Below are 1525 nucleotides of genomic sequence, written 5' to 3' on the forward strand. Positions count from 1 at the left end.
GCTGGTTGGGAGAGCATCACCTCGGCCAGGTGACCGTAAATCACCTCTAGCTGGGCCTTGCCCTGGTAGCCGAAGATGATGGGATTGTCGCTCTTACGCCCCTTCGTCAGAGCGCTATGGAACTGTGGAAGCCGTTGCAAGGTTGCCAGTTCGTCGAGGACGAACCAGGCGCGCTTCTGCCCCTCCTTGGGAATGGTGAGAAGCCGGAGGATGAGCAAGTCGATCCAAAGAGAGTGGAGAGGACGAAGAGCCTCCTGCTCTGCTTCCGTGCCGGTAAGGAAGATCCATCCTCCCCGTTTTTCCGCCCACTGCGTGGCGCTCCACTCCGTGCCGTTAGCCTGTTCTTTGCTAGGAAGAAGACGAAGACTGTCGGCTATCAGACCGAGAGAACCGAGCACACCGTTACGCTGATCGGCTGCGTCTTTCGAGATGATCGCCTCAAGCTCCGTGCCCTTCACGCGACGGTCGATCTCATCGGGATTCGACATCCATGCCACTAGATCCTGTGTCGAGGGACGGTACTTCATCAGGTGCGCGAAGATCTTCTGCGGGGTCTCAGTAAAGAATTCTCCCGCCTTCCCATCGACGGGCTGGTAGAGCGACGCCGCTATGGTTCGGGCCTCTGCCGCGTTCCGTAATTCTTTTGAAATCACCCAATCAGGCATCCGGGCATCGAGAGGATTGAGGATCACATCGTTCCGGCTTTCCCGGAAAAACCGCTGGCTGAACTCGCCAGCTGGATCGTAAACAATCGCCGATTCCCCACGGTCCTCGATCTGCGTAAGCATCCTAATTAGCAGGGTCGTTTTGCCGACTCCCGTGTCGCCCATCACCTGTATATGCTTTGCCTCAGCCCGCAAGGGCAGACGGATGATGATCCCCTTTTCATCGGTCGTGATACCCAATCCTTCACCCTTGAGAATCTCGTTGAACTGCTTCGGAGACGACATCACCGGGCCGCGCAGAAGCCTTCCATACTTCATTCGTTTACCGCGTTTGAAATCCCACGGCACCGCGAAACAGAGCATAAACAGGACGACCACACCCGCCTCAATCAAGGCAGAACCGTAGGCACTGAGAACATCATCGCCGCCAAAAATTGCAGCCCGGAACCACGAATAGAGGGCCTCGTCAGCGATCTTCCGTTCCGGCCCGCGCGCAAAGGTGGAGAAGCCCTGGGCGGTAGCTGCAGGCGACAATTGGACGCTGATCTCCTTCCCATTCGGAAGTATGGTTGTCCCAGAAATAAAGTCCTCGGGCTGGGCGACGCGCGGTGCTCTCTTACCTCCGAAGAGGTAAATCAGTCGGAACGAGTTGTGCATCTTGAACTCGGAACCGGCTGCGCTTTTCAAGTAATCGCCTGTGTAGTTGCGCGCTAGAAGAGGCTTGGTGAGGTAAAGCCCAAACAACAACGTCATCACGATCGGCACCGCAAGAATCATTGTGCCGATGGTATAAATCGGTACCTGCGGTGGCCAGATAACTGTCTCTTTACGTCCCCATTGTGTAGCCATCTCTCAACGCT

Annotated in this window: 1 protein-coding gene; it reads right to left on the bottom strand. The window is 56.2% G+C overall.

Features of this window, described 5'->3' with window-relative positions:
* A partial coding sequence (locus HDF16_RS30100) for a type IV secretion system DNA-binding domain-containing protein (protein WP_184224650.1) occupies positions 1-1514 on the bottom strand: 1514 nt, incomplete at its 3' end.
* Positions 1515-1525: the final 11 nt, after the last annotated feature.

This window comes from Granulicella aggregans (assembly GCF_014203275.1).
Lineage (GTDB): Bacteria > Acidobacteriota > Terriglobia > Terriglobales > Acidobacteriaceae > Edaphobacter.